Annotated in this window: 23 protein-coding genes and 1 pseudogene; 7 read left to right on the forward strand and 17 right to left on the reverse strand. The window is 66.8% G+C overall.

The features are described 5' to 3' along the window. The first annotated feature begins 248 nt into the window (after positions 1 to 248). Both F1D05_RS40050 and F1D05_RS11020 read left to right on the forward strand, forming a co-directional pair. Positions 249 to 842 (forward strand): GNAT family N-acetyltransferase, encoded by a 594-nt coding sequence (locus tag F1D05_RS40050; RefSeq protein ID WP_246486589.1) that lies wholly within the window; start codon positions 249 to 251, stop codon positions 840 to 842. Between the two features lie 115 nt (positions 843 to 957). Beyond that, positions 958 to 2,019, forward strand: coding sequence for a hypothetical protein (locus F1D05_RS11020; RefSeq protein ID WP_185447372.1), 1,062 nt, complete (start codon positions 958 to 960; stop codon positions 2,017 to 2,019). 94 nt (positions 2,020 to 2,113) lie between these two features. Here F1D05_RS11020 and F1D05_RS11025 read toward each other — a convergent pair whose 3' ends face one another. The 5 genes from F1D05_RS11025 to F1D05_RS11050 form a co-directional block, all read right to left on the reverse strand. Continuing rightward, complete coding sequence (locus tag F1D05_RS11025; RefSeq protein WP_246486590.1) at positions 2,114 to 2,740, reverse strand: hypothetical protein; 627 nt, start codon at positions 2,738 to 2,740, stop codon at positions 2,114 to 2,116. 161 nt (positions 2,741 to 2,901) lie between these two features. Beyond that, entirely contained in the window at positions 2,902 to 5,889 is a 2,988-nt protein-coding gene (locus F1D05_RS11030) for a UPF0182 family protein (RefSeq protein ID WP_185447374.1), read from the reverse strand. Beyond that, positions 5,886 to 6,533: a PPA1309 family protein gene (locus F1D05_RS11035; protein WP_185447376.1), complete on the reverse strand. Its 648-nt coding sequence runs from the start codon at positions 6,531 to 6,533 to the stop codon at positions 5,886 to 5,888. Before F1D05_RS11035 ends, F1D05_RS11030 begins: the two co-directional genes overlap by 4 nt. Then, the gene (locus F1D05_RS11040) at positions 6,521 to 7,795 is read right to left on the reverse strand and encodes a YlbL family protein (protein ID WP_246486591.1); all 1,275 of its coding nucleotides are present in this window, start codon (positions 7,793 to 7,795) and stop codon (positions 6,521 to 6,523) included. The genes F1D05_RS11035 and F1D05_RS11040 overlap by 13 nt, the downstream gene beginning before the upstream one ends. Positions 7,796 to 7,825: 30 nt before the next feature. Further along, a complete protein-coding gene (locus F1D05_RS11050) occupies positions 7,826 to 8,251 on the reverse strand; it encodes a molybdenum cofactor biosynthesis protein MoaE (protein WP_185447380.1) in 426 nt (141 codons plus the stop codon). A 155-nt stretch (positions 8,252 to 8,406) separates the two neighbouring features. Here F1D05_RS11050 and F1D05_RS11055 point away from each other — a divergent pair, with 155 nt between their 5' ends. Together F1D05_RS11055 and F1D05_RS11060 are read left to right on the forward strand one after the other, a co-directional pair. Continuing rightward, complete coding sequence (locus tag F1D05_RS11055; protein ID WP_246486592.1) at positions 8,407 to 9,717, forward strand: zinc-dependent metalloprotease; 1,311 nt, start codon at positions 8,407 to 8,409, stop codon at positions 9,715 to 9,717. Beyond that, positions 9,714 to 10,247: an NUDIX hydrolase gene (locus tag F1D05_RS11060; protein WP_185447382.1), complete on the forward strand. Its 534-nt coding sequence runs from the start codon at positions 9,714 to 9,716 to the stop codon at positions 10,245 to 10,247. The genes F1D05_RS11055 and F1D05_RS11060 overlap by 4 nt, the downstream gene beginning before the upstream one ends. Before the next feature lie 431 nt (positions 10,248 to 10,678). Here the strand turns inward: F1D05_RS11060 and F1D05_RS11065 are convergent, their stop codons facing one another. Continuing rightward, entirely contained in the window at positions 10,679 to 11,344 is a 666-nt protein-coding gene (locus F1D05_RS11065; protein ID WP_206686170.1) for a DUF2064 domain-containing protein, read from the reverse strand. 599 nt (positions 11,345 to 11,943) lie between these two features. Then, positions 11,944 to 12,597, reverse strand: a complete 654-nt coding sequence (locus F1D05_RS11070; RefSeq protein WP_185447384.1) for a response regulator transcription factor — start codon at positions 12,595 to 12,597, stop codon at positions 11,944 to 11,946. Positions 12,598 to 12,805: 208 nt separating this feature from the next. Between F1D05_RS11070 and F1D05_RS42925 the strand changes: the two are divergent. Together F1D05_RS42925 and F1D05_RS38790 are read left to right on the forward strand one after the other, a co-directional pair. Further along, positions 12,806 to 13,072 (forward strand): annotated as a pseudogene (locus F1D05_RS42925) (prepilin peptidase); the annotation flags it as partial. Positions 13,073 to 13,124: 52 nt separating this feature from the next. Then, positions 13,125 to 13,595 carry a prepilin peptidase gene (locus F1D05_RS38790; RefSeq protein ID WP_206686171.1) on the forward strand — a complete coding sequence of 157 codons (471 nt, stop codon included), beginning with the start codon at positions 13,125 to 13,127 and terminating at the stop codon, positions 13,593 to 13,595. A 335-nt stretch (positions 13,596 to 13,930) separates the two neighbouring features. Here the strand turns inward: F1D05_RS38790 and F1D05_RS11080 are convergent, their stop codons facing one another. The 9 genes from F1D05_RS11080 to F1D05_RS11120 all read right to left on the reverse strand — a co-directional run bounded on the left by F1D05_RS11080 (position 13,931) and on the right by F1D05_RS11120 (position 22,960). Continuing rightward, complete coding sequence (locus tag F1D05_RS11080; protein ID WP_185447386.1) at positions 13,931 to 16,003, reverse strand: hypothetical protein; 2,073 nt, start codon at positions 16,001 to 16,003, stop codon at positions 13,931 to 13,933. After that, positions 16,000 to 16,641, reverse strand: a complete 642-nt coding sequence (locus F1D05_RS11085; protein ID WP_246486593.1) for a PilW family protein — start codon at positions 16,639 to 16,641, stop codon at positions 16,000 to 16,002. The genes F1D05_RS11080 and F1D05_RS11085 overlap by 4 nt, the downstream gene beginning before the upstream one ends. After that, positions 16,632 to 17,096, reverse strand: a complete 465-nt coding sequence (locus F1D05_RS11090; RefSeq protein ID WP_185447388.1) for a type IV pilus modification PilV family protein — start codon at positions 17,094 to 17,096, stop codon at positions 16,632 to 16,634. Before F1D05_RS11090 ends, F1D05_RS11085 begins: the two co-directional genes overlap by 10 nt. Beyond that, positions 17,096 to 18,301, reverse strand: coding sequence for a type II secretion system F family protein (locus F1D05_RS11095; protein WP_185447390.1), 1,206 nt, complete (start codon positions 18,299 to 18,301; stop codon positions 17,096 to 17,098). Before F1D05_RS11095 ends, F1D05_RS11090 begins: the two co-directional genes overlap by 1 nt. Position 18,302: 1 nt before the next feature. Further along, positions 18,303 to 19,940: a GspE/PulE family protein gene (locus tag F1D05_RS11100; RefSeq protein WP_206686172.1), complete on the reverse strand. Its 1,638-nt coding sequence runs from the start codon at positions 19,938 to 19,940 to the stop codon at positions 18,303 to 18,305. Then, positions 19,937 to 21,031 (reverse strand): type IV pilus twitching motility protein PilT, encoded by a 1,095-nt coding sequence (locus tag F1D05_RS11105; RefSeq protein WP_246486594.1) that lies wholly within the window; start codon positions 21,029 to 21,031, stop codon positions 19,937 to 19,939. Before F1D05_RS11105 ends, F1D05_RS11100 begins: the two co-directional genes overlap by 4 nt. Before the next feature lie 124 nt (positions 21,032 to 21,155). Continuing rightward, positions 21,156 to 21,509, reverse strand: coding sequence for a type II secretion system protein (locus F1D05_RS11110; protein ID WP_185447392.1), 354 nt, complete (start codon positions 21,507 to 21,509; stop codon positions 21,156 to 21,158). A gap of 55 nt (positions 21,510 to 21,564) precedes the next feature. After that, positions 21,565 to 22,350, reverse strand: coding sequence for an AAA family ATPase (locus F1D05_RS11115; RefSeq protein ID WP_185447394.1), 786 nt, complete (start codon positions 22,348 to 22,350; stop codon positions 21,565 to 21,567). Between the two features lie 211 nt (positions 22,351 to 22,561). Further along, positions 22,562 to 22,960 (reverse strand): winged helix-turn-helix transcriptional regulator, encoded by a 399-nt coding sequence (locus tag F1D05_RS11120; RefSeq protein WP_185447396.1) that lies wholly within the window; start codon positions 22,958 to 22,960, stop codon positions 22,562 to 22,564. A gap of 109 nt (positions 22,961 to 23,069) precedes the next feature. On the opposite strand from F1D05_RS11120, the gene F1D05_RS11125 reads away from it, so the two are divergent. Next, the gene (locus tag F1D05_RS11125; protein ID WP_185447398.1) at positions 23,070 to 24,002 is read left to right on the forward strand and encodes an NADP-dependent oxidoreductase; all 933 of its coding nucleotides are present in this window, start codon (positions 23,070 to 23,072) and stop codon (positions 24,000 to 24,002) included. Here the strand turns inward: F1D05_RS11125 and F1D05_RS11130 are convergent. Next, positions 23,992 to 25,707, reverse strand: a complete 1,716-nt coding sequence (locus F1D05_RS11130; protein WP_185447400.1) for a helix-turn-helix domain-containing protein — start codon at positions 25,705 to 25,707, stop codon at positions 23,992 to 23,994. The genes F1D05_RS11125 and F1D05_RS11130 overlap by 11 nt on opposite strands. Positions 25,708 to 25,747 lie beyond the last annotated feature (40 nt).

Genomic DNA, 25,747 nt, shown 5'->3' on the forward strand with positions numbered 1-25,747 from the left:
CGGCCGTTGCCGTCACAGAGGTTGCTGCGGCTTGGGAGGTTGAGGGGGCTTCGGGGTCGGTGCTGGTGGAGGGGGGCGAGGTCACCGGGTATTTGCTGGGGGCCCCGAAGCCGTCGCCGGTTTGGGGGGCCAACGTGTGGGTGGAGCGCGCGGGGCACGCGGTACGGGATCCGGAGAAGGTGCGGGATCTCTATGGGGATGCAGCAACCAGGTGGTTCGAGCAGGGGCTAACGGCACACTACGCGGTGGTGCCAGACGATGCAGGGTTGATCGATGCCTGGTTCCGCTTGGGTTTTGGGTCGCAGCATGCGCACGCGGTGCGGGCTGTGCCTCATACGCCGTACGGCGAGCACCCGGAGCTTCTGGTACGACGTGCTACAAGGAGCGACGTCGCAGTGCTGGCAGAACTCGAGCTGGTGTTGCCGCAGCATCAGGGATTGTCGCCCGTGTTCTCTGCCGGCGAAGTAGGCACTCTGGAGGAGGCGCTGGCCGAGTGGGAAGAGGACATCGACGATCGGTCGTACACGACATTTGTTGCCGAGTACAACGGTCGCGTGGTTGGCATGTCGGTCGGCTGCTCGTTGGAGAAGTCGAGTGCACACAGCGGCCTGGCTCGGCCTGACAACGCGGCGTTCCTCAGTTTCGCAGCCGTCTTCCCAGATGCCAGGGGTATCGGCGCGGGGCGAGCGCTGGGTGAGGCCGTGCTGAACTGGGCAGCTGAGGTCGGCTACGACTGCGTCGTGACGGACTGGCGGGTGACGAACCTGCTGTCTTCGAGGGCTTGGCCGAGTCTCGGATTCGTCCAAACGTTTCATCGCCTGCACCGCCTGCTTGGGCACTGACTGAATCAAACGCTCTGTACACGAGTGTTCACAATGAGCTATTGCCATCGCTGTACGTGCATGTTTACATCCCCTCAGTAACTGTTCGTAAGGATCGTTTCCTAAGGGGGGAATCATGTCCAGATCGTTTCTGCCTGCCCGCCTCGCAGCATGTCTGTTGATGCTGGCAACGTTTCTCACCAGCGTCAGCCCTGCTGACGCCGCTGTCCCCGACCGCAAGGCCTGGGTGCTGTGGAACCAGACCGCGGCCGCTCCGGTCGCCTTCGGCACCTGGCCGGCCGCGACCACTGTGATTCCGATCGGCGTCGGCCGGTACCAGGTCAAGTTCCCGGGTCAAGGTGCGCCGAACGGCGTCGTCCACGTCACCGCGGTCAACAACGCACCGCACTGGTGCCAGGCGGAGAACTGGGCCCAGTCCGGCCCGGACGAGATCGTCAACATTCGCTGCTACCGCGCCGGTGGGGTACTGGATCCGTCCAGCTTCAGCGCCTTCTTCGTACGAGCGTCGGGCGGACCGTCATCGGGTCTTTACGGGTACGTCGACTCGACGGCTACCGGCGCACTTGTCAGCCAGTTCAACTCGACCGGCGCCGGCAACACCTCGACACCAGGTGGCACCGGTCAATGGCTGGTGCGGTTCCCCGGTCTGGTGACGGGTGGACCGCAGGACGGCAGCCTGCAAGCTACTGCGGTCAATACCGCGACCGGCGCTCGCTGCAAGGTCTCCACCTGGGCGTCCACCGGCGCCGGCCAGGACGTGAAGGTGCTCTGCTTCAACGCCGCCGGCGCGTTGCTGAACACCAGGTTCACGCTGACGTACCAGCACAAGGTCTCCCTGTACGGCGCGGCGATCCCACCGAAATACTTCGGCTACTTCCTGAACCAGCCACCGGCCGGGCCACCCACCACGAACCTGAACTCGGTCCTCGGTCTCGGCGCGAACACGATCATCTCGGCGGGCCCAGGGTTGTCGTTGGTGACGTTTCCGAAGATCGGCTTCACCCAGAACACCGTCCAGGTGACGGCCTACGGCGCGAACCCGAACTTCTGCGGGCTGAACACCTTCTGGACCAACACGGCCGGACCTGACCTGATCGTCCGGGACGTCAACTGCTTCACCAACGCCGGAGCAGCAGTCAATACCGGCTTCACCGTCAGCGCGAACTCGATCCTCTGAGGACCGGGAGGCGACGCCTACGCACTCGGCGTCGCCGCCCGTTTCGTTGCCTTCAGCACCTAGCCGTCAGCACCCAGCCATCCGCCGGCAGAGGTCAGGACGACGAGGCCTCCGGGTGGAACCCACCCGCGGTCGTCAGCAGATCGTCCTCGCTGAACCGCGTCCGGTCGATCGACACCTCCGCCGCGACGCCGGGCGATACGAAGTAGAACACCTGGTCCGCCGCCAGATACCCGTCGTACCCTCCGACCGTGACGGGCGTGAGCTTCCACTCGGCGGGATCCTGCTCGTGATACTCGGTCAGGAAGTCGCGGAGCTCACTGAGATCGGTCAGCTTGGTGCCCCGGACGGTCTTCACCGTCAGGTCCACCACCGTGGCCCCTTCCGGGTCGGGCCCGGTCTCCCAAACCCTGCTGTGGAAGCTGACGTCCTCCCACTCGTACTCGAAGTCGCTCGGCGAACCGATGCCGCCGGGCAGCTGCTCGATGACGAATCCGTCCAAGGTGCACGCCCTCTGCTGAGTCGATGGGGAAACCTGATGGGCACCTGCCCGTGGATCCAGGCCTACCGCGGCCGCCGGTGCTGCCACCAGGCCGGTGACAGTCGCGACACCGATCAGGCCGCCGCCCACGATACGGCGAGTCGCCCGCGAGGCGCGGGACCTCGCAGTACGAGCTGAGCCGACTGGCGCGGTACGGGCTGGGGTGGAGTGATGCGACATGGCTGCCTCCTAGGCGGAACCGGCGCCTGCCCTGCTGCAGGCGTCCTTCTTGCCTTAGAAGTTGCCGCTGTCGGGGCTGATTTCGGCGAGCGATTTCAGACCTGTGGACAAACGCACTCGGGCCCCGCACCAGAGGAGGTGCGGGGCCCGAGGAGAAACGATCAGCCGGTCGGTGAGGTTGGTGGGCTCGACGGTGTAGTCGGAGTGGACTGAGTTCCTGTCGGCGTCCCGGTCGGGTTCGGCGTCGGCGTTGTCGACGGCGTCACGACGGCACCTGCTGCCACCGCCCGGTCGATCGCTGCCTTCATCTTGTTGACCTGGGTCTGGTAGCCGGCAAGGTCGCCGCTCTTGAGCGCGGCCTGGGCTGCGGTGTACGCCGTCTGCGCCTCGGCGAGGGCCTGCTTGATCGTCTGGTTGGCCGGTGGATTGGTCGGTTTGTCGCTCGGATCCTGCTCACCGGTGCTGACCTCGGCATTGAAGACCTTCGTCAACGCCTCTTGCAGGGTCGCCCCGAAGGCCACCCGATCACCGAAGCTGACCAGCACGTACCGCAGGACCGGATAACTACCTGGTCCACTGGTGCGGACCGAGTAAACGGGTTGCACATAGAGCAGACCGCCGCCCAGCGGCAGCGTCAGCAGGTTGCCGTACTGCGCTCTGGCGCCGCTGCTGGGCTGGTTGATCGGCAACAGGGCCGCTCTGATCGCGTCGTCGGTCTGGAACTTGTTCGCGACTTGTCCTGGACCCGGTATCTGCAGGTTCCCGGGCAACCGGAGGATCCGGAACTGGCCGTAGTCCGGTGACGAGGCTTCGGAGTCGACCGCCATGAACGCGGTCAGGTTCTCTCGTTCGGCGTTCGGTACATAGACCGAGGTCAGCGAGAACTTCGGATCGGTCTGATCCGGCATCCGCAACGACAGGTAGAACGGAGGCTGGAAGATGGTCGAAGAATCCGCCGAGGCCGCACCCTGGGTCGGGTCGGCAGGCACCCGCCACAGGTCGCTGTTCTGGTACCAGGTGGTCGAGTCCGTCACGTGGTACTTCGCGAGCAGGTCGCGCTGCACCTTGAACATGTCCTCGGGGTAGCGCAGGTGGGACTTCAGCGAAGGCGAGATCGCCGATCGCGGCTTGACCGTGCCGGGGAACGCCTTCATCCAGGTCTTCAGCACCGGGTCGCTCTCGTCCCACGCGTACAGGTCGACCGACCCGTCGTAGGAGTTCACGACTGCCTTCACCGAGTTGCGGATGTAGTTGATCTCTTCGCTCGGCTGCTGCGCGATCGTGCCCCTGCCGGTCGTGCTGTCGCGAGTGCTGTCGTCGAGTGCGACCTTCTCGGAGTACGGGTAGTTCGCCGAGGTGGTGTAGCCGTCGACGATCCAGACGACCTGACCGTCGACGACCGCCGGATACGGATCGCCGTCCGGGGTCAGCCAGGGGGCCGCCTTCTCGACCCGCTCGCGCGGGGTCCGGTCGTAGAGGATCTTCGAATCGGTGTTCAGCCGGCTGGACAGCAGGATGTTCGCGTCCCGGAATTTGGTGGCGTAGAGCAACTTGTTCCCGAACGAGCCGACCGGGACGCCACCCTTGCCCTGATAGGTGTTCAGGGTGGGATCGCCGCCGTTCTTGCCCTCCGGCGTGTCCAGCTCGACCGGCGAGCCGTTCTTCGCACCGCCGACGATCGAGTAGTCCGGGGACTGCTCGCCGAAGTAGATCCGCGGTTCGTAGTCGCCGAGCTGACCGGTCGGTGGCAGATCCTTGGAGGAGAACACCGGCGTACCGTCGGGCGCGCGCTGGTTGCCGTTGGCGGCGACCACGCCGAATCCGTGGGTGTAGACCGTGTGGTCGTTGTTCCAGTTGCGCTGGCCGGCCGGGAGCCGATCGACCTGCACCTCGCGGACCGCGATCACCGTGTCCTTGACCTGGTTGCCGATCTTGTACCGGTCGACGTCGAGGTCGGTCGGGAAGGAGTAGAAGCCGCGCACCTGCTGCAACTGCTCGAACGTCGGGCCGACCACGGTCGGGTCGATCAGCCGGATGCCCGGCAGCACCTCGGCGTCGGCCGCCAACTGGTCCGATTGGACCGTCGTCTTCGCCTCGTAGTTGATGACCTTGGTGTTCTCCAGGGCATACGCCTGCCGGGTCGCCTCGATGTTCTTGGAGATGTACGAGGCCTCCTTCACCGGCTCGCTCGGACGCACCCGGATCTGCTGGAGCGAAGCCGGCCACAACGCGCCGAGCAGGATGGCCGACAGGATCAGCACGACGGTGCCGACGCCCGGGAGCAGCCAGGTCTTACGGACCACGTTCGCGAAGAACAGCCCGGCACAGAGGACGGCGATGACCGCGAGGATCTCCTTGCTGGGCAGGACCGCATGATCACCGGTGTACGAGATGCCGGTGAACAATCTGCTCTGCGCGGTGGTCTGACCGAAGCGGTCGAGCCAGTAGCTGAACGCCTTCAGCAGAACGAGGAGGCCGAGCAGGACCGAGAACTGCACCTGGGCCGCGCCGGAGGCCTTCTGCCCCTTCGCGGACGGGCGGAACCCGCCGTACAGGTAGTGCGTGATGATCGCGGCGACCAGCGACAGCAGGACGATCGAATAGCCGAAGCCGAGCAGGACGCGCAGCCAGGGGTAGTCGAAGACGAAGAACGAGATGTCCTTGTTGAAGTGCTTGTCCGTGACGCCGAAGCTGGTCCGGTTCTTCCAGGCGAGGAAGACCTTCCACTCCCCCGACGCCGCCGAACCACCGAAGACGAGCATCAGCGTGGCGAGCACACCGACGGCGATCTTGCCGCGTTGCTGAAGAAGTTCGCCGTACCGCTCGAAGCCGGGGCTCGGCGACGGAGCGAGTGCGACCCGCGGGCGGGTCCGGAAGGCGACGACGACGTTCGCGACCACGGCGAGCGCCATCAGCAGGCCGACCACCACGAACAACAGCACGCGGGTACCGAGCACGGTGCTGAAGACCGAGCCGAGGTCGACCGACCGGTACCAGAGCCGCTGGGTCCAGACGTCGGTGAAGACGCTGAAGAGGATGAGCAGCACGATCAAGGTGGCGATCGTGGGCAGCAAGGCCCGGGGCCGCTGACCCGGCGTTCGCCGCGATTTGCGCGGCTCCTCCGGCATGTCGTAGACGCCGTCGCTCATGATCGGTTCTCCTCGTCGTCACTGCTGCCGTCGACCCCAGCGCCGGCGGCGGGAGAACTCCCCGTCGAAGGCTCGAATGTCAATGACAGTACTTCGCAAAGCGTGGGGACCAAGTCGACGCCGGTGAGCACCGCGCTGTCCTCGTCATGGGTGCGCAGCCGGACGGCGCCGAAGCGATCGCCCTCGCGCAGTACGCCGGCGACCATCCGTACCTCGTGGCGGCGCGGGTCGCTGCCGGCCAGCCGGGCCAGCTCCGCGTCGGATTCGGCGTCCGGCAGGCCGGATTCGACCGGGGCCGGGAGCACGATCCGCTCGACGACCAGAGCACAACCGCTGACGCCCTCGGGCCACTCGATCCGGGCCAGCGCATCGGCGATGTGCTCGTCGTCCATGCCGCCGGGCAGTTCGCCCTGGGCGACCGGGGTGAGTGGCTGGGCCGCGTCATCGGCGCCGAGCTCGGCGGCCAGCTGCGGCTCGGCGCGGAGCAGCTCGTCGGTCGGGACCAGCGCGAACAACTGCGCGGGCTGGTCCCAGCCCGCGCTGCTGACGTGCTTCTCGATCTCGATCACCGCCTGACTCAGCGCGCCGGCTCCGGCGGTCGAAACGTCGGGGCGGGGTTCTTCGTCAGGTCCTACGGAGTGCATGCCGGGACGTCTCCAGTTCCACTGGCCAATGCTTTCAAAGCGCCGATCGCCTCGTGCAGGGTGGTGATCTTCACCAGCCGGATGTCCTTGACCCCCGCGTGCAGGGCCGCGGCGCAGTTCGGTCCGGGGACCAGGAAGACGGTGGCGCCGGCCGCCTTGGCGCCGGCGATCTTCTGCTGGATGCCGCCGATCGCGCCGACCTGGCCGAGTGCGTCGATGGTTCCGGTGCCGGCGATGTGCTTGCCGTCCAGCAACGCGCCAGGGGTCAACTTGTCGTAGATGGCCAGCGCGAACGCCGTACCGGCACTCGGGCCGCCGATGTCCTGGCCGAGATTGACGCTGACCTTCACGGCCGAATCGACGCCGATGGTGATACCGACCATCGGCCGGGTCTCATCACCCGGAGTCGCGGCGGCCTTCACCACCACGGTCTGCTCGACGCCGCCACGGCGGATCAGGAAGCTGACGTCCGCGCCGACCTTGTTCTTACGGACCAGCTCACCGACCTGCGGCACCTGGGTCGCGGCGACGCCGTCGACCTTCAGTACTACGTCGCCGGGCTTCAGCTTGCCGTCGGCCGGGCTGCCCTTCGACACCGTCGACACCTTCGGGTGGAAGGGCACCGGCACCTCTTGCAGCGCGGCGGCGACGGCGCTGTCCTGCGAACCGGTCATCTCGGCGGTGTTCTGCTGCTCCACCTCGTCCGCGCTCTGCTCCGGCGGATAGATGATGTCGCGCGGGAACAGGTCGTGGTGCGGGTCGAGCCAGTTGCGCATCGCCTGCGGCAGCGTGAGGTCGCGGTCCGGCGAGGTCACCGACACCGTGGTGAGGTCGAGCTCACCGGTGGTCGGATAGATGTCGTGGCCGGTGACCTCGATCACCGGCTTGCTCTTCGCCGACCCCAGCGTGTTCTTCACCGGCCCCGGGCTGAAGGAGACGAACGGCACCGGGAAGACGGTCACCAGTCCGAGTGAGATGACTAGCACGACGATCGAGGTGACCAGCGTGGCGGTACGACGTGTCACGAACCCTGCCCTGCGATCTTGAACTTGTGGATGAGGCCGCGCAGCCCTGTACGCGGTACCGGAGTGGCGAGCGGGGCCGGGGGCGGCCACCGCCTCGTTGAAGCGGCGGAACTCCTCCACCGAGGCGAAGGCGCCACCGGACCGGCGCGGACCACGGCTCCGCCCACGCCAAGCCGCCCAGCACATCGCCAGGACGGTGGCGACCAGCGGGAACGCCAGCCACGCCAGGACCTTCATCGGGCCACCTTCATGCGCCCAGCGTACGGGTCAGCAAGTACCTACCCACTCGCTCGCACCATCGGTGAAGTGCTGGTGTTTCCAAATCGGAACCTCAGCCTTGAGGTCGTCGATCAGCCGGCGGCAGGCGGCGAAGGCCACATCGCGGTGCGCGGCGGCGACAGCGACGATCACGGCGGCGTCGCCGATCGCGAGCGCGCCGGTCCGGTGGACAGCGGCGAGCGCGGTCACCGCCGGGTCCGCACAGATCCGCTCGGCCACCTTGCGCAGGTGCTCGAGCGCGTCCGGGTGTGCCTCGTAGGTCAGCTCGTCGACCGGCCGGTCGTCGTCGTGGTTACGGACGGTGCCGATGAACAGCGCGGTCCCGCCGGCCGAGGGGTCGGCGATCGCGGCCAGCAATTCGTCGCTGGACAGCGGTGACTCGCGGATGTCGAGCAACCTGATCGCCTCGGTCATACCTCTTCCTTACCCCTAGTGCCCGGTGCCGGGAGACTGGCCACCGCGTTGCGGGCGAAGTCACAGCGTACGAATACGTTCGCCCATGGAGGAACGGTACGCGGTAGCCAGTACGTTGGAGTTGTACGCCCCACTGCACAGGAAGGCCCACTCCGATGAGCGACGAGCCGGACAACCCGTTCAAGGGAACTCCGTTCGAGGCCATGTTCCAGCAGTTCTCCGGTGCGGCCGGCGCGGGCGGCGCCCCCGACCTGAACGCGATCTTCGCGCAGGTCCAGCAGCTGCTCAGCGGATCGACCGACGGCAAGCCGGTGAACTGGGACCTGGCGAAGGACATCGCGCGTAAGACCGTCTCCGCCGCCGGAGACCGTTCCGTCACGCCTACCGACAGCGACCGCGTCGCCGATGCGGTCCGGCTCGCCGAGCACTGGCTCGACCCGGCCACCACGCTGCCCGAGGCAACCACCACGTCCGCTGCCTGGAGCCGCGCCGAGTGGGTCGAGAACACCCTGCCGGTCTGGCAGACGGTCGTCGACCCGGTCGCCGAGCACGTCGCCGGGGCGATGGGCGGCGCGCTGCCGGCCGAGGCCCAGCAGATGGCCGGACCGATGGCGGGCATGCTCCGCCAGCTCGGCGGCTCGATCTTCGGCGCTCAGGTCGGCCAGGGTCTTGGCGAGCTGGCCGGTGAGGTCGTCAGCTCGTCCGACATCGGGCTGCCGCTCGGACCGGCCGGTCAGGCTGTACTGATCCCGGACAACGTGGCGAAGTTCGCCGAAGGCCTGGGGCTCACCGACGAGGACGTCCGGCTGTATCTGGCGCTCCGCGAGTGCGCTCACCAGCGGCTGTTCGCAGGTGTGCCGTGGCTGCGGCAGCACCTGTTCGCCGCGGTGGCCGACTACGCCGCCGGGATCGAGGTCGACTCCGGCAAGATCGAGCGTGCGATGGCCGACGTCGACATGCAGAACCCGGAGGCGATGCAGGAGGCGCTGGCCGACGGTCTGTTCGAGCCGGAAGACTCCGAGCAGCAGAAGGCCGCCTTGGTCCGGCTCGAGACCGCGCTCGCGCTGGTCGAGGGCTGGGTCGACGACGTGGTCCGCGAGGCCACCAAGGACCGGATGCCTGCCGCGGTGCAACTCGCCGAGACCGTACGGCGTCGTCGCGCGGCGGGCGGCCCTGCCGAGCAGACGTTCGCGACCCTGGTCGGTCTTCAGCTGCGGCCCCGGCGCCTGCGGGACGCGGCGAACCTGTGGGCCGCAGTACGGGATGCCCGGGGAGTCGACGGCCGCGACGAGCTCTGGTCGCACCCGGATCTGTTGCCCAGCGCCACTGATCTGGACGACCCGATCGGTTTCGCCCAGCACGCCGGGGAGCTGGCTGACATCGACATCACGGACTTCCTGAATGCCGATGACGCGTCCGCGCCGAAAGATGACGAGGGCAACGAAGAGGGTAATTCCGGCAAGTGACGCTGCATGACGACGCTACTGCGACGCTGACCGGCTGGAATCCGCCTGACGCCGAGCAGGCTGAATTGCGGGAGCGTTACCTCAAGCATCTCGCGCAGTACGAGGACGGTATGTGGCGGAGTTGCCGGCCTGAGCATGTGACTGCGAGCGCCCTGGTCCTGGATCCGTCCGGGGGCAGGGTGCTGCTGACGCTGCACAAGACGGTGAACCGCTGGCTGCAGATGGGCGGGCATTGTGAGGCGGGCGACAGGACGCTGGCAGGTGCCGCGTTGCGTGAGTCGACCGAGGAGTCCGGGCTGACGGGTCTTGTGATCAGCTCCGAGCCGCTGCTGTTGTCGCGGCATGAGTTGTTGGCGGGCGGTTGCGCGGGTGCGTTCCACTTGGACGTTCAGTATTTGGTGACTACTTCGGCGGATACCGAATACGTGATCAGCGATGAGTCGCATGATCTGGCGTGGTTCGGGGTCGATGCGCTGCCTGCCGGTATCGACCGGACGGTCGAGGAACTGGTGCGCAGAGCCACTGGGTGATGGCGGATCGCCGGCGCCTCGGCGTACATGCGTTTGAACGCGTCGGGAGATCGCGGTGGTGAAACGGGTGTGCGGACCGGTCCCTGTGGTCCGGTCCGCACACGTTTGTTTTGTGTCCCCGGGTCGTCGTCGTTCCCCCCTTCCCTGGGTGCTGCCGATCTCACCGCCCCTGAACGGCACCGGCAAGACCCAGTTACGACGACGACCTCGAGGACACCCAGCGCTCCGTGTCGGAGGTTCCGTTAGCGATAGCGGTGTCCGGGTGCGTGCCTCGCGGTGGCGGAGGGAAGGCCTCGATGGTTTTCCATCGTGGCCTTTTCTCCGCTGCCGTGAGGTGCGTGCCTGGGCGCCGGTAGCGCAACGGAACCTCCGACACGGGGCGCTAGGTCCCGTTGCTTGGTGAAACGAGTCGGAGCCAAGAAGGTGACGGCTCAAGCACCGCGAAGTATGGCGCGGGTCGCGTCCCAGCCCTCTAATCCCGGATCCAGTCGCGCTAGGTCACCGGGCGAGCGCATTCTGTGCCAGCCGGGGCCGATCGCGACCGCGTGCCGGCGGGGTTTGAGCTGCTCCAACTCAGACAGCGAAGTGTCAAAGGTGGGCTCGGCCGCCACGACCCACGAAGCGACAGGGAGATTGACGCCGATGGCGACCTGGCCGCCGTCTTCGGAGGGACACACAGCCAGGTCGGCGGTCGAGAGGGCTCGGAAGAGTTTGCCGATGAGGAGGCCGGGGAGATCGGGGGCGTCGTACGAGACCGCGACAGCGGCGGCCGCGGGGCCGGCACCTGACAGCGCGTCAAGGACCGGACGAGTAGGGCCGACCGAGTAGACAGGGGTGCCGGGCCAGGTCAAAGCGGATACCTCGGCGACGGAGGACTCCTCGCCGCCGACCACGGCGACTGCTACGTCTACGCGGTCCAGCGAAGCCAGTACCTCGTATGTGTCCTCGGCAAGGGCCAGGCGCCAGGCCTCAGGTGAGCGGCCGGGCGGAGCCCAGGTGCCGACGGCAGACACGACCAGTACTACGACCCGCCGGTCCAGCGCCTGCCCAGCCGGATCGGGATCGGTTGCCGGCGGGGTATCGGATGAGTCGTGCATCGCGGCCTCTCGAACAAGCTTTGGGGGTTCGGGAGACAGTAGCCGACTGGCGCTTGCCGGCCAGGAGATCCAGCTTCATCGCGGCCATGATCGCCTGGGCGCGGTTGGAGGCGCCCAGCTTTTCGTACAGGCGGGCCACACAGGTCTTCGCGGTGGAGAGACTGACGCAGAACGAACCGGTACCGCCGGCGTTCCAGAGTTCTTCGAGCAGCAGATCCACCCGGCTACCAAGCGCGGGAACTTTCATGGAATCCCTTCCGGGGTTCGAACGTGGCCCTCCTCAAGGTCACCTTTTCGGGCCGTGGACCGGCCCTCCTCCGAGCCGGTCCACCGACATCGAGTACTACGTGCAGGCGCCGGCCGGGGTGACCAGGCCGTTGACGCCGAGGGTGATGGTGCAGCCGTCACCGGCGGGGCGGTCGCGGAGCAACTGGTTCACGCCGACGGTGAGCTGGAGCCAGCCGGTCGGGGTACGCGCCGTTCTTCGCGTAGTACGCCTCGACGGCGACCTGAACGTCTTCTTGTCGGTCTTGCAGGCGGCCCGGCAGCCGCCGGCGGTCGGTTACTTGCTGCGGCACCGGCTATCTGCCGGCCTTCGATCAGGCCGGGACCGACAGTTGGCGTTCGATCAGGCCGAGGCGCAGGGCGGTCATGATCGCCTGGGCGCGGTTGCAGGCGCCGAGCTTCTCGTAGAGCCGGGCCACGTACGTCTTGGCCGTCGACGGGCTGACGAACATCGACCGGGCGATGGCCGGCACCGACATCCCATCGGTCAGCAGCGCCAGCACCTGCTGTTCCCGCGGGCTCAGCGTCAGACCGACCATGATCGAACTCCGTCGGCCGAGCGCACCGGCCAGACCGGTCGCCGTGAAGGAACACGCGGCCACCGACGCGTGCCGGATCGCCGCCAGCACCTCGACGTTGGGTGCCGTCTTGCAGACAAAGGCCGAGACACCGGTCTCCAGCGCCCGGAACAGCACGTGGTCCTCGGTGTTAGAGGTCAGTACGACGATGCCGAGCTCCGCGTAACGATCGCGCAACTCGGCGGCGACCCGCAGTCCGTCGCCGTCCGGCAAGGCCACATCGAGCACGACGACATCAGGGACGGCGACTGCCACGACCACGGCGGCCTCCGCGGCCGAACCGCACTCGCCCACGATCTCGATGTCCCCGGCCCCGGCGACCAGCCCGACCAGGCCGTACCGTGTGAGCGTGTGGCCGTCGATGACCACGACGGTGATTGATTTCGCCATGTTTCCCCCCGGCAATCATTGCTCTCCGCGATCGGACGAGCAATTGATGGCGACAGCTTCTGTGGAGAAGGTTGCTGAACACGCAATTAACCTTCTGTAACTATGATCGCTCAAGGTCCGCACTCTGTTACACCGGTCACAGGGGTGTTTTCCACCCTCGCGACCGGTCTCGCGGTTACCCAGTGCCACCGAGCGAGAGGGTCCACCCATGGTAATCGCCCTGCTACTGCTGGTGTTCTTGCTCGGTCTCGCGGTCGGCTCGTTCCTCAACGTAGTCATCCATCGGGTGCCGCGCGGCGAGTCGGTGGTCAGCCCGGCTTCACGCTGCCCACGCTGCGGCACGCCGATCCGCGCGCGCCACAACGTTCCGGTGCTGGGCTGGCTGATACTCCGGGGACGCTGCGCTGACTGCGGTACGCCGATCAGCGCCCGCTACCCGTTGATCGAGCTCGGCACCGGGCTCCTGTTCGCCGCGCTCGCCTGGCGCCTGGACCAACTCGGGCCGGCTGCCCGCAGTACCGGCGTACATGTGGTTCGCGGCGATCGGGATCGCCTTGGCGTTGATCGACCTGGAGCTGCGCAAGTTGCCGAACGCGATCGTGCTGCCGTCGTACCCGGTGATCGCGGTACTGCTGATTGGCGCTGCCGCCTGGCAACACGATTGGTGGCCGCTGGCGAGGGCCGGTTTGGGCGCAGCGGCATTGTTCGGGCTCTTCCTGCTGCTGGTGCTGATCGCCCCGGCAGGAATGGGCTGGGGCGATGTCAAACTGGCCGGCCTACTGGGCGGCGTACTGGCCTATCTGTCCTGGTCTGCCTTGCTGATAGGCGGATTCAGCGCCTTCGTCCTCGGCGCTGTCGTCGGAGTAGCCGCGATTGCCGTCGGCCGCGCCGGCCGCAAGACCGCGCTGCCTTTCGGCCCCTTCATGATTACCGGCGCACTCCTGGCAATCTTCTTCGCCGACCCGCTGGCCGACCTCTGGCGCCGACTGATGGGCTGAGTTCAACCGGCGGCGGCCAGCTCTTCGCTGATCAGGCCGAGCCGTACGCCGGCCATCAACGCCTGCGCCCGATTGGAGGCGCCCGACTTCTGGTAAACCCTGGCGCCGTCGTACCCCCCACAGCCCGCCCATTACTCCGAGCAACCCGAACCTCGTCACCGTATGCCCGTCGACGATCACGATCCTGATCCGATCAGTCACGAACCTCATCCCCGTGAACGTCACCCTAGGTAACACCCACCGGGTCAAGGTAGGGATTTAGGCCCTGGTTTCCCACCCCGAACCGAGACCGCCCAATATCACAATCAGTAACCCCGATCCTCACTTTTCACCCCTCACCCGGGACGAGACCAACTGAGGATCGTCACTTGCCGTGCACCCGCGTGAGGTGTGGTCGGATCACTGTCCACCAAGGCCACCTTGGATCGCAGTGCCGGAGAGCCGGCTGGAGTGCAGGTCGCCGACTTCGGGCAGATGTAGACCGACAAGTACATGCTGAAGACGAACCCTGGAGAGTCGTCCGGAACCTCGATCACCGCACCCGTGTACGAGAAGCTGCCGGTCTCCTTGACCCACAGGGAACGCGAGATCACGCCGAACCGGAACACCTGCTCGGCCGCGTTGTTCAAGGTGATGTCGAGGGCTGCCTTCGGCGCGTACGTCGTGCCTTGCACGTAGAACTGGTTACCAGAGTTGTTCACCGCAGTGACCAACGAGCAGTTGGCAGCAGCCTCACCGCCGCCGGTATAGGGGCCACTGGTGACGCAGCCACTGGCCCCGCGGAAGGCCGGCGGGACGAACGTGAACTCCATCCGGAGCGAGTCGATCCGCTCGATGCCGGCGTGCTTGAGGACAGCGGTGTAGGCGAGCTTGGCTCCGGAATACGTCCCCTTGTTGACCAACTGTGCCAGCGTTCCGGTTCCGCCTTGGAGGATGTCGATCGAGTCCGTGTGCATCGCCGTGTCGTTGTAGCTGGGCACTGTCACCGTGTACGGCGTGCCGCCGGTGGGGCTGATCTGTACGGACAGGTTGTCCTGGGTCGATCCAGCGGAGTTGCCGTGCACGGCGACGAGCTTGGCGGATTTCAGCACGGATCCCTCGGGTATCGCGCTCGACGGTGGGTAGCCCTTGACCGTGACCGTACCGGTCTGAGTGCTGCTGCCACTCTTCGTCCAGGTCGACAGTTGGCCGTCGGGGCCGGCGATGTTGGCCGCGTTCGAGAATGCGCCCGCAGTATCGACTGCGGTCATCGCCAACGCGTTGGCGCCGGTCCAACTCGTCGCCGTGTCGGCTCCGGACTTCAGTCCGTAGATCGCGACCGGTGCCTTGTCGACGTGATAGGTGCCGCAGATCTCGACCTCTCCGGCTTTCACAGCGAAGCGGCTGTCGGCGCCGAAGATGAACTGCACGCCGACCGCGGACGCATTCTTGATCGGGTTGTCGCACGAGCCTGGAATGGTGGCGGGCACCTGTGGGCCGGCGATGATGGCGCCGGCCGCATTGACAGGTGTGCCCGCGACCAGCTTGCCGTCGTTGACCGTCCAGGTGTTGCCGTCAGGTCCTGCCGACAACAGGGGGTTGGAGTTCACCCCGTTGTTGCGGAAGTCGAAGTAGTACACCCCTGGCTTGAACCACCACGTGCTGTGCTTGCAGGAACTATTGCCCTGCATCATGTTGTTCAGCCCGACCACGTCGTCGTAGGTGCCAGGCAGGAAGGACACCACCGAGTTGGCAGTCGTGCAAGACGGCAGGTCGCGATGGACCGGCGGATCCGTTGCCGCAGGCACATAGTTGGGATCGTCGCCGAGCACGTTCGGCGTACTGGCGTAGTTGCAAGAAGGTGCGGGCGCACTCTGGATGGTGCCCGCGCAGGAGGTCCGGGCCCAGACAGCGGCATTGGTGCTCAGCGCACCGTTGACGACGTTGATGTTCGAGTTGGAGAAGACGTTGCCCCGGACCCGGAAGGTCGAGCCGGTCGGTTGCTGGATGTTGAGGCCGTCTTCACCACTGACCTTGCCCAGCGTCAGGATCGCGTTGCCCGGGCGGTTGCACTGGGACAACGACGGGCATTGGATCAGCACCTTCTTCGGGTCCGCGGAGCAGGTGACCGCGGCCGAGTCGGCACCGTAGAAACCGTTCAGCTGCAGGGTGTTGGAGGCGCCGAAGCACTTTTGGCCGGCGGCATCGTTGTAGGTGCTGTTGCGGAGGTTGTTGATCGACGCCTGTAGTGCACCATCCGCGTTGTACGTCGCGGCTGCCTGATCGCGAAGTCCTACCGTCTCCCGCAGGCCGGTGTCCGATCTGGTCAGCAGCGCTGCCAGGCCGACCGCGATCACCGTGACCAGGATCAGGACCAGCACCAGCGCGGCACCGTCCTCGGAGCGGGCACGCGTGAACCGGGACTTCATGACTGCCTCCGCTGACCGTTGAGCGTGATCGGGTAGTCGCCGACCGAGGGCTTCGTCGCGACCAGGCGAAGGGTGATCTCGTTCGGCACCGCCGCCAGCTCGCAGTTCGACGAGCAGTTCACCGTGACACTTCCGGGCTTCACGTTGTGTGCGATCAGCACGTCGACAGGGGTGTCACTACCCGGGCACTTCAGCCGGTGCAGTTCAGTCGAACCGGCGACTGTCTTCAAGTAGTAGGCGATGACCACCGTCTTCGGGCTTGTCATCGAGTCGGCCGGGTCCCACGAATCGGACAGCAACCGCAGCGCCGCGGTCGGCGTACCGACTGCTCCACAGGTGTAACCACCCTGGTTGTAGGCCGCGTTCAGCTGGACGGACGGCTTGAACGGAAGGGAATTGCCGCTGACGTTGTCGTAGTCGCGGATACCGACGGCGGCCACGTCACGGGCGAAGTACGACGAGCTGAGCTGCGCGTCGTGCGACAAGGCCATCCGGTCCTGAGTGGTACCGGTGTTCTTCAGAGCGCTGACCACTGTGCCGGAGAGGGGGATCGTGATGATGCCGATGATGACGATCGCCACCAGCAACTCGACCAGAGTGAACCCAGCTTCGGAACGGATCCGGTCCTTTACCCGCATAGGTCATCCCCCAGCCTGCAAGGCTTACGCAGTACTACGACCAGCTGCTCGCTCGCCCGGCCGTCGTCGCTGTTGGCCCGGATCGTCAGCTTCTGCAGACCCTTGTCCGTCGTACAGGTCGGCTTCCAGGCACTACCGTCCCAGTACCGCATCGATCCGGGGACGACCGAGTGCTGAAAGCCCCCTGGGTTCGTGAAAGAGCTGAGCGCGTACGGCGCCGGCGAGGCGCAGCTGTCGATATAGTGGCCGTCGGCAACGTAGTTCTGCAGGGCCTCGGCGTAGTCGCGGACCGCGGTACCGGCGGTGGCCTGTTTGCGATGGATGTCGGACATCAGGACGCTCGTGGTGAGGCCGGCCATCAGGGCCACCGCGGCGATGCCCATGATCGCGACGGCGAGCAGGACCTCGACCAGGGTCTCCCCTCGCTCGTCGGCGACCCGGTGGCGGGCGGGCATCAGCCCTGGACCTGACGGAAGATGCCGTACATCGCGGACACCAGCGCGACGGCGACGAAGCCGACGACGACGCCCATCGCGATGATGACGGCCGGCTCGAACAGGCCGATCAGTTTCTTCAGCTTGTAGTCCAGCTCGCCCTCGTAGTACTCCGCGGTGACCTCGAGTTGGGTGTCGAGCGTTCCGGTGTCCTCGCCGACGCGCATCATCTGCGCCGCAGTGGTCGGGAACAGGCCAGTAGCCGCGAGCGGGCGCGCCAATCCTTCACCCTCGAGCAGCGCCTCGCCGGCTCCGCCGAGAGCGCGCCGGAAGACGAGGTTCGGCAATGAACCGGTTGCCACCCGCAGAGCCTCAGGAAGCTGGACACCGGCGCCGACCATCGACGAGAGGATCCGGCAGAACCGTTCGACCAGAGCGAACCGGATGGTGCCACCGACGACGGGCAACGCCAGAAACACCTTGTCCCGGGCGTAGCGGCCGCCTTGGGTCCTCGTGACAGCGAAGAAGACCAGTGCCACGATCGCTACCCCGAGGCCGACGGCCCACCACCAGGCGGTGAGGAAGTCGGTGACGGCGAGCAGCATCCTGGTAGGCAGCGGCAGCTCGGCGTGCAGGCTCGCGAAGAACTCCTTGAACCGCGGTAACACGAACGCGGCCAGCACGACGACGGTGACGAGCGACATGAGCGCGACGATGGTCGGGTAGATCATTGCCTGCTTGACCTTGCGCCGGGCCTCCAGATCACGCTCGAGGTACTTCGCCAGCTGAGACAGCACCGAGTCGAGCTGACCGCTGAGTTCGGCCGATCGGAGGATCCCCCGGTAGAACTCGGGGAAGATCTTGGGATGCCGGTCGAAGCAGTCCGACAGCTTCTCGCCGCCCCGGAGACCCTCTTCGACCTCGGCCATCATCCGGCGCACGGAGTTGTTGTCGGCCTCCTGGCCGAGGCTGTGCACGGCGTCGATCAGCGGCAGGCCCGCCTTGATGAACGCACCGAGCTGGCGGGACAGGTGCATGACCTCCTCGCGCTTGACCCGGCGCGCGGTGATCTCCAACTGGAGCACACCAGGCTTCTCCGTCACGCGGATGTCGCGGAGCTCCCGCTCGTACAGAGCCAGCTCGGCCTCCTCGCGGCTGTCCGCCTTGGTGATCCCTTTGGCACGCTGACCGTCGGGCGCGACGGCGACATAGGCAAATCTGGTCATGTCAGCTCCCGACCACGTAGATGGAGCGGAGCACCTCGGCGACCGTCGTGACTCCGGCTCCGACCAACCGAACCGCTTCCTCTTGCAGGGTTCGCATTCCCTCGTACCGCGCGACCTTGCGGATCTCGTCGTGCGAGGCCCGCTCGACGATCAGTTCGCGGATGCCGTCGGACACCGGCATCAGTTCATAGACACCGGTCCGCTCGAGGAAGCCGGTGTGCGAGCAGAAGTTGCAGCCCGCTCCCCGGACCAGCCCACCGACCGGGATCTCGCCGCCAAAGGTGGCCAGGAACGCGACCTCTTCCGCCGGCGGCCGGTAGGTCTCGCGGCAGTTGTCGCAGATCCGGCGAACCAGCCGCTGGGAGACCACCGCGCTGACCGACGAGGCGATCAGGAAGTTCTCGATGCCCATGTCCAGCAGGCGATGCAGGGCCGTGGCCGCATCGGTCGCGTGCAGCGAAGAGAGCACGAAGTGACCGGTCAGTGCGGACTGTACCGCGATTCGCGCCGTCTCCACGTCCCGGACCTCGCCGACGAGGATCACGTCGGGGTCCTGCCGCAGGATCGACCGCAGACCGCCGGCGAAGGTGATGCCGGCCGACTCGTTGATCTGGATCTGGTTGATCGACGAGAAGGTGTACTCGACCGGGTCCTCGATGGTCATGATGTTGCGTTCCGGCGTGTTGATCTCGCCGAGCGATCCGTACAAGGTGGTGGTCTTGCCACTGCCCGTCGGCCCCGCGCAGATCACCATTCCGTACGGCGACCTGAGCAGGCTGGAATAGCGAGTGGCCATCTCGGGTGGCATTCCGAGCTGTTCCAGCTTGAACAGCGGGCGGCTCTTGTCGAGCAGCCGCATCACGACCTTCTCGCCGCCGACCACGGCTGTGGTGGAGACCCGGATGTCGACCTCGCGGCCTTCGACGTCCATGCTGATCTGGCCGTCCTGTGGGCGGCGCCGCTCGACGATGTTGAGGTCGGCCAGGATCTTGATCCGGCTGACCACCGCGGGACCGATCGACCCGGGCAGTTCGAGTTGATCGTGCAGGGCACCGTCGACGCGGAACCTGATCCGGACCCGGTCGTCGTGCGGTTCGATGTGTACGTCGGACGCGCGGTCGCGAAGCGCCTGGGTGATGATCAGCTGGACGACCTGGACGACCGGGGCCTCGTCGTTCGCGGCCGCCACGTCGACCCGGTTGGAGTCCTTGCGGATCACGTCGCGGGCCTCGAACATCTTGAGCCGCGAGTCGATCCCGCTCAGGGCCCGGAAACTGTTGCCGATGGCACTGAGGATGTCGGTCGGCGCGGCGATCCGTAGTACGAGCCTGCGGTCGAGCACTGCTCGCAGCTCGGTCTCCACCTCAGGATCGGCAACCGCGATGACGACCTCGTGCTCGTCGGCGGTCAGCGGTACTGCGGTGAGTGCACGGGCGGTCTGCTCGTCGATCAGCTCCACCGCCGCCGGATCGGGGCTGACCGTGCGGAGATCGACCTGCGTGAGTCCGTGCCGTTCGGCGATCTGCCTGGCTCGGTTGCGCTCGATCTGCAGGTCTTCGGCGGTCGCCGCCGGACGCACCTCGGGCCGCGCGGTCACATTGGCGGCGGCCACGATCTCTTCGCGTTTGCGGTGCCTCATGCCGGCACTCCTGCCCGCAGCCGGGGCCGCGTCTCGATGTCCTTGGGGTAGAGGCTGCGCGCGGCCGCGTCGTCGTACGAGACCGTCCCGGCCTGGACGAGCACGGACAGGGACTGCTCGAGCGTGAGCATGCCTTCGCGTTGTCCGGTGACGACCGAGTTGCGCAACTGGTGCGTCTTGCCTTCCTTGATCAGGTTCCGGATCGCAGAGTTGGCGACCAGTACCTCGTACGCTGCGATCAGGCCGCCGCCGGTCCGTGGAATCAGCCGTTGGTAGACGACGCCGCTGAGCGCGGCGGCGAGCTGAACCCGGACCTGGGACTGCTGTTCCGGCGGGAAGACATCGATGATGCGGGCGATCGACTGGGCCGTGTCGTTGGTGTGCAAGGTGGCGAAGACGAGGTGGCCGGTCTCGGCGATGGTGAGCGCGAACCGGATCGATTCGAGGTCACGCATCTCGCCGACCAGCAGGACGTCGGGGTCTTCGCGGAGGGCCGAGCGGAGTGCGTCGGGGAAGGAAGCGGTGTCGCTGCCGACCTCACGTTGGTTGACGGCCGAGCGCTTGTGCTCGTGGACGTACTCGATCGGGTCCTCGATGGTGATGATGTGACAGGCCCGGTCGGTGTTGATCTGGTTGATCACGGCAGCGAGGGTGGTCGACTTGCCGGATCCGGTCGGGCCGGTGACCAGGATCAGGCCCTGATGTTGTTTGGCGAACTCGCCGAGGATCGACGGCAGGCCGAGCTCGGCCATGGTTGGGATGTTGCGCGGGATCATCCGGAGCGCGACCGTGCTGTCGCCTCGCTGGCTGAAGGCGTTACCGCGGATCCGGGCGTTGTCGCGCCAGGAGAAGGAGAAGTCGAGCTCGAAGCTGTTGCACCAGGCCTCTGCCTGGGCCGGCGTGAAGAGCTCGGCGAGCAGTTCGTCGGTGTCGTCGTGGCTGAGAATCGCCGCGTTGATGACGGGGTGCAGTTCGCCGTGGACCCGGATTTGCGGCGGCATGCCCACGGTGAGCAGCAGGTCGGTGCCGCCTGCGTTCCAAAGCTCCTCCAGCAGCACGTCGACGCGGCTACCGCGAGCAAGACCGTTCATGAGACTTCCTTCAGGTGAGGCGGCTGGAACACTGCCGGGAAGGGCCCTTGGGGGGTCTGCCCTCCCCGGCAGTGGTCGGGAGGTGGCGGGGAGGCTTCAACTCCTTCCTCGCTACCGCGATCGATCAGGTGCAGGCGCCGGAGGCGGTGACAGTGCCGTCGCTGGCCCCAAGGGTGATCACGTAGCCGCCGTTGGCCATGGTCGCTGTCGGCGCTGCGCGGAGGAACTGGTTCGGCGCGGTCGTCAGCGCGGCGTAGTCGGCCGGGTAGCTGCCCGTTTTGGCGTAGTAGGCCTCAACCGCGGTGATGACGGACGACTTGTCCGTCTTGCACGCCGCTGCGTTTCCGCGGTCGTTGATGCCCTGGACGGCGAAGACGACGATGCCGGAGAGGACACCGAGGATGACGATGACGATCAGGAGTTCGATCAGGGTGAAGCCGGATTCGTTCTTGCGTGCCGAACGTAGTTGCTGAAGCATGATGAATCGCTTTCTTTTCAAGGGATTTGATGAGCTGGACTTGCTGGGACGGTGGCTAGCCGGGAGGCGGGTCGCGGCTACACCTCCCGTCGGTGGGGAGGAGTGCGGCGGCGAGTTGGCGGATGGCGAGGCTGACCGGGTGGTCACGGTCGGCCGCCACGAGTGGTTCGCCCCGGTTGATCGAGGCCGGTACGCCGTTCCAGCTGGGCAGGTGGCCGGCGATCGGGCTCCTGACCAGCTCGTCCAGCACGCTGTCCGGCAGATCCGCGGCGGCGTCCGACCGGTTGACCACGATCGATCGCGCGGTCCGGTCGTACTGCAGCAGGTCGAGCACGTCGATGGTGGCCCGGAGATTCTTCAAGGCAGGGCGGTCCGGTGTCGTCACCAGTACGTGGTGGTCCGCGGCGTCGAGGGCCGCGAGCACCTGGGTGCTGAACCGGCTCGGCGTGTCCACCACGACGAAGTCGTAGAGCAGCGGAAGAACTTCGAGCAGCCGGCTGACCAGTGAGACCGGGATCAGGGCGGCTTCACCCGGCCGTGTCGGAGCGAGCAAGCAGTCGAGTCCGGGCCGGTACGGCGTCATCAACTTGAGGGCGCCGGCCGGCGTGAGGTCGGCGTACGAGGGGTCGCCGGCCGCGTCGTACGAGAGCGCGTCCATCATGCTGCGCTCGGACCGCAGACCGAGTACGCCGGCGGCGTCGCCGAACTCCAGGTCGAGGTCGAACAGGCAGACCCGGTGCGCACCGCGGTCGTGCAGGACGGTGGCGAGGTTCGTCGCCAGCGTGGTCTTGCCGCAACCGCCCTTGGCCGCGAAGACCGTGATGAGCTGCCCGTTCGCCATTCCGCACCCCCCGCCCGCTGAAGAAGGGAGTCCACACTCTGTGTCACTGATCTCGGCGTCGACTCCGCCTCAAGAGTGGATCTCGGGCGAATTTCGTCACAGCGGGTGAACGGGCGACAGGCGGTCTACAACCGGCTGACCGATCGGACCAGCCCTGTCATACGAATGACCTACAGACAAGCCGCGAGGTCCTCCCGGCAGCAGGGGACGGCTACTTGGTGGCGTCGTAGGTTTGGCGGGCGGTGGCGACCTTGTCCATGTGGCATTCGGCCCAGGCTTTGATGTGGAGGATGAGGGGCATCAGGGTCAGGCCGAGTGGGGTTAGCTCGTAGTCGACTCGGACTGGGACCGAGGGGGTCACCTGGCGGCTGACGAGGCCGTCGCGTTCCAGGCTCCGCAGCGTCTGGGTCAGCATCTTCTGGCTCACGCCGGCGATCCGGCGGGACAGATCGGAGTATCGCTGCGGCCCGTCGGCGAGCGCGGAGATGACGAGCGTCACCCACTTGTCGCTGATCCGGTCGACCAACTGCCGGGCCGGACAGGACGCCAGATAGGCGTCGTATGCCTGCGCCGCGTCCTCGCGCCGCTGGGCGGCGTCACGTGTCGGCATAGCTCTCCCCAGGGTTCGGTACGAACTTCAAGGTGCCTACTTCCGAAAAGAGAGTAACTCTCCAACAGTGGTACCACCAATGACTTCCGAACCAGAGGAGAACACTTCGATGCGCGCACTCGTAGCCCGCCGTCTGGACGGCCCGGAGGCCGTCGAGCTGATCGACACCGCCATCCCCGAGCCCGCCGAGGGGCAGATCCGGCTCAAGGTGTCCGCTGCGGCCGTGAACCCGGTCGACGTCGCCACCGCCGACGGGACCTTGATCGACTACAACCTCTCCGCGCCGCGAGAACAGTTCGGCATCGGTTGGGATGTCGCCGGGACGATCGATGCGGCCGGTCAGGGCGTGGACCTGCCAGTCGGTACTGCGGTCGTCGGTGTCGCCGACCTGCTCGGCCGACCGCTGAAGACCCACGCGGAGTACGTCGTACTGAACGCGTCGGCGGTCGCACCCGCACCAGCCGGGCTGGACCCAGTGGCCGCTTCTACGTTCGCGCTGAATGCGTTGACGGCGTACCAGGCGTTGGACGCGCTCGCCTTGAGCCCTGGGCAGACGCTGCTCGTCACCGGTGCCGGCGGTGGCGTTGGTGGCTATGCGGTTGAGCTCGGGAAGCACCGCGGGCTCACGGTGATCGCTACGGCCGGTGAAGACGACGAGGACCTTGTACGGGGGTTCGGAGCCGACTACTTCGTACCGCGATCGGCCGAGCTGACAGCGGCTGTGCATGCGATAGTGCCGGCCGGTGTGGACGGGTTGGTCGATGCGGCAGTGATCGGAATCGGGGCGCAGGAATCTGTGCGGAACCGGGGACGCCATGCACATGTGGTCGCCGGTCCGCCGCCTACGCAGTTGCGCGGAATCACTCTGTTCCCGATCTTCGCCGATGCCAACCGGGCCGATCTGGTCGAGCTTGTGCGACTGGTGGAGGCAGGAGTCATCTCCACTCGGGTGGCGGACACCTACCCGCTGGAGGACGGCCCGACGGCTTACGCGCGGCTGGCGAAGGGCGGGGTTCGCGGGCGGCTTGTGCTCATCCCCTGATCGCTTGGAGCAGGCGGAGCGCGACCTGCACATCGAGCGCGCGTGCCGGCTGCTGCCAGCCATCGCCTACGAGAGCGGTGATTCGGTCGAGGCGTTGCTGGACGGTGTTGGGGTGAATGTGGAGCTCAACGGCGGCCCTGGTTGGGCTCTGACCTGCGGCGAAGTAGGCCTGCATGGTGCCGATCAGGTCTGTGCCTCGCTGCTCGTCGTAGGCGAGTACTGCGCCCAGCAGGTGGTGCACGTGGGCTTCGATGTCGACCTGCGCGGCACCGACGAGGCCGGCGACGCCTAGGTCGTCAGGTGCGGCTGACTCTCCCGATCGACCTAAGCGGAGCATCGTGGTGACCAACCTGGTCCCCTGTTGGTGTGCCTCGACCAGGGCCGGTCCCCAGGTGGCTGGTCCGGTCACAGCGATGGTGAGGTTGGTGCGCCGCGCTAGGTCCGACAGCTCCTTGGCAGTGGTGGGGCTTGCGAACAGGAGGACGAGGTCGCCGCCGTACGGGCCTCCGAGCACCAGCTTGTCCTCCAGCGGAGCTGACAGTCGCAGAACTGCGTTGTGGTCGCCTCGGCAGACCGCGACTGTCAGCGGACCGGCGGCACGTCGGTCTGGGTCAAGCAGGCGTAGGCGATCAGCGAGGGCTCGGGGGTCGGCCGTGCCGCTCAGGGCGTCGGCGAGGATGTCGGCCTGCGCCCGGCGAGACTGTTCGGCGGCCTGACGACGGAAGAGGAGCACGAGCGCAGTGACTACCGCTGCACGTTCCACGATGCGCCGGTCGGCTCCGGACAGGTCGTTCACGCCACCGATCACCAGCGCACCAAGACGCTCACCCTTGGCCGTCGCGGCGACCACCCAGCAGTCCCCGACCGGCGTCAGGCGGCCGGAAGCAGGCGAATCTCCCCACCGCACACCGCCGGCGCCGTATCGGATCGGGAGGTTGCGAGCACCGGGGCGCTCGCCGGCTCCGGCGAGTTCGTTGCCGGCAGCACCGACCAGGACGACCCAGACGCCGAGCAGGTCGGCCAGCGCGGCGGCGATCGCGTCTACGTCGCCGCCGGACAGGACGATCTCGGCGAACCTGTCATGGGCCGCGGCGGCGTGCTCGGTCCCGGCGTGAGCGGCGGACAACTGTTCCAGTGCCGCCGCGGTTTCGGCCGCGGCGCGGACCTGCACGATCGTCACCGCTGCCAGCGCCGCCAATGATCCGAGCAGCGACACCTCCTCGCGGCTGAACGGGCGGCGGGTGCGGTTGGAGGCGAAGAGGACACCGACGAAGGCCCCGTCGACGATGAGCGGCGTACCGCAGATCGCGACCAGGCCCTCCTCCCCGACCGCGTTGTCGATCGGGGAGGTGTGCCGGAACCGCCGGTCGCCCGGGTAGTCCTCGGTCCAGTACGGCTTGTGCGTTTCGGCGACCAGGCCACCGAGTCCGGCCCCGAGCGACAGCCGCAACTGCTGGAACGCGGCCGACACGGATCCGTCGGTGGCCCGCATGTAGGTGTCGCCTTGCGTCGCGTCATACAGGGTCAGGTACGCCACGTCGGTGCCGATCAGGGTGCGGGCGCGGTGCACGATCGTGTCGAGGACCCGGCCCGGATCGCGGGTGGAGGCGAGTTCGCGGGCGACGTCGACGAGCGCCGACAACTCGGCCTCGCGCTTCTTGCTCGCCTCCAGCAACTGCCGCAGGTCCTCCATCTGCGCGATCATGCCACTCCTCCTCTTGCGTCCGAAGAAGTGGAGTTGACGT

The organism is Kribbella qitaiheensis (assembly GCF_014217565.1).
GTDB classification, from domain to species: Bacteria; Actinomycetota; Actinomycetes; order Propionibacteriales; family Kribbellaceae; genus Kribbella; species Kribbella qitaiheensis_A.